The following is a 2,650-nucleotide window of genomic DNA, read 5'->3' as shown; positions in this document are numbered from 1 at the left end:
TTTCCGCGATCGAAAACGCAGGTGCCCCGGTAATTCCCGCTGCCAGCCACCGTGAATACAGCGCGACGCAGCGCGCCTACACGGCAAGCCTGACCGACGAGTCACCCGAAATTCGGGCATGGCACGCGTTTCTGGCGGCCAACAATGGCGCGCTGCCGAGGTTTCCCTTGGAGTTGGGCGAGGCGACCGCCGACACCCCGGGAGCCATCGAGGTGTTCGACATGATGGATGGGGATCAGGGTGAGCGCTTCGAAGCGGTGTGCCGAGCGGCCGGCGCCCGGTTCAGCGGTGGCGTGTTCGCCTGCGCCGCGCTGACCGAGCGTCGATTGACCGGTGCCGCAACGTATTTCGGGCTCACACCGTTCGACAACCGTCGCGATCCTGCCCACGTCCTCACGGTCGGTTGGTTGGCCAGCTTCGTCCCGCTGGCGATCCCGACCGCCGGCGCGTCGTTCGGCGCGGTGGCCAGCGCCGCACAGGAGTCGTTCAACGCGAATTCGGCGCTGGGCGCGGTGCCGTACTACCACCTGCTCGAGACGCCGGACGGATCGTCGGGTTCGATCGAGGTTCCCGACCGGCCCGTCCCGATGTTGTCCTACATTGACATCCGGAAGCTGCCGTTCGGTAACGACTTCGACGGCCTGCGCGCCGGTATCTGGGGCGACAACCGCCTCTCGGAGACCGTGTGCATGTGGGTCAATCGCATGCGTGACAGCACGCAGCTGGTGGTCGCCTATCCCGGAACCGCCGTCGCACGCAGGTCCATCCAGCGTTACGTGGAGACGATGCGCGCCGAGTTCACCCGCGCGTGTGACGGCGCCGGGCCGCACACCGATGCCTGATGCAGGCCCGTTCTGCCGCCGCTGAGAACGTCAATGCTCTAGCGGCGCTGACCTGGCGCACGTTGTCGGGCGCGCGCCGCGACGCCGATCTGTTGTTCGCGGTCCTGGCGCCGGTGGGCTGCTTCCTCGGGTTCACGGCGGTATTGGGCAGCCTCATCGACACCGGGCCGATGACCTACCCGCAGTACGTCCTCCCCCTGGTGATCGTTCAGTCCATGCTGTTCGGGGCGATGACCACCGCCGACCGCGCGGCGCGCGATCGACTGTCGGGATTCGGCTTGCGCCTGCGCACGCACCCGATTCCGGCGGGAGTGCCGCTGACCGCGCGCATGCTGTACTGCCTGTTACGCGCGGTGATCGCGTTGGTCGCCGCGGTCGCCATCGGGTGGCCGTTCGGGTTCCGCCTGGCCGGCGGCACCGGCACGGCGGTGTTGTTTGCGGTCATCGTCATCTCTTTCGCGATGGCAGTGTGTCTGGGCGCGGACGCGCTCGGCTGCCGCGTCGGCTCCGTCGAGTCGTCGAGCCAACTGCTCTTCCTTCCACAACTGGTGCTGGTGTTGCTGTCCACGGGCATCGCTCCGGCGCAGGCGTTTCCGGCCTGGCTGGGGCCGTTCGTCCGATTCCAGCCGGTTTCGCAGGTCACCGCGACACTGCGCGGGCTCGCCGCCGGTCACGTCGCGCCGAGCGATCTGACGGTGACCTTGGCCTGGTGCGTGGGATCGTTGGCGTTGTTCGCCGTGCTTGCGGTGCGGATGCAGGCGCGTTGTGCCGCAGCGCGATCGGGGGTGACGCGGCGTACCGCCCGGGCCGCGCGCGACGGCGCGCCGGCTTCCACGGCAACGCCGGCGATTTCGGCGGCCAAACCCGTTGTCAGAGAACGACGTTCCTTCACCGCCTCGATGGCTGCATTCGTGGGGCAGAGCGCTTCGGAGACGGGCAGGCTCTTGCAACGCTGGCGCCGCGACCCGGTGGTCGCCGTGCAGGCGCTGCTGTTCCCGACGCTGCTGCTGCTGGTGTACAAATTGCTCATCGGCAAGGCCGTGCTCACGGTGACGGGGCACGACAGCGTGTACGGTCTGGTCCCGATGTGCGCGGTCGCGGGCGCGATCTTCGGGACTGTGGGCGTCGGCGTGGCGCTCCCGGCCGAACGGGAGTCGGGGCTGCTGGCGAGGTTGTGGGTGCAGCCGGTGCATCGGGCAAGCGCTCTGGCCGGCCGACTCGTCGCCGAAGCCGCCCGCACCACCACCTCCGCTGTTGTGCTCACTGTCTTCGGAATCGCCCTGGGCCTGAGGTTCAGCCACGGCTGGGTCAGCGCGCTCACCTTTGTGCTGCTGCCCGTGGCGATTTCGGCCGGCATGGCGACGGTGGTGATTGCGATCGCCGTTCGCGCGGACGGCAAGGCGATGGTGACCTGGCTGGGCGCCGGCTGCGTCGTGTTGTTGTTCCTCAACACCGGGGTCGCGCCCGCCGAGAAGTTTCCGGGCTGGCTACAACCCGTGGTGCGTTTCCAGCCGATGTCGCCGACGATCGAGGCGATGCGAGCGCTGGCGGGTGGCGGGCCGGTGCTGCGGCCGTTGTGGCAGGTGGCCCTGTGGGCCGCCGCGCTGGTCGTGGTGTTCGCGCCCGCGGCCATCCGCGGTTATCGCGCCGCGGCCGAAGCGGGGTGCTAGTGGGACGGCTCGGGCTGCTGGACCAGGCTGCTTTCCTGCGGCTGCGCGCCACCGGTCAGGGCAGCGCGGCGCAATGCACGTGGCTCTACGACCGCGACGTCAACGTCGACGAATTGCGAGCCTTCACCGACGATCTGA

Annotated in this window: 1 protein-coding gene and 1 pseudogene; both read left to right on the top strand. The window is 68.9% G+C overall.

All coding sequences use genetic code 11. The features are described 5' to 3' along the window. Positions 1-842, top strand: a pseudogene (locus A5714_RS21810) (hypothetical protein); the annotation flags it as partial. Beyond that, complete coding sequence (locus tag A5714_RS21805; RefSeq protein WP_068288782.1) at positions 842-2,512, top strand: ABC transporter permease; 1,671 nt, start codon at positions 842-844, stop codon at positions 2,510-2,512. The pseudogene A5714_RS21810 and the gene A5714_RS21805, both read left to right, overlap by 1 nt. Positions 2,513-2,650: the final 138 nt, after the last annotated feature.

This window comes from Mycobacterium sp. E2462 (assembly GCF_001672685.1).
Taxonomy (GTDB): Bacteria; Actinomycetota; Actinomycetes; order Mycobacteriales; family Mycobacteriaceae; genus Mycobacterium.
Note: the sequence above shows the minus strand (reverse complement) of the source record. Positions and strands in the feature narration are given on the sequence as shown.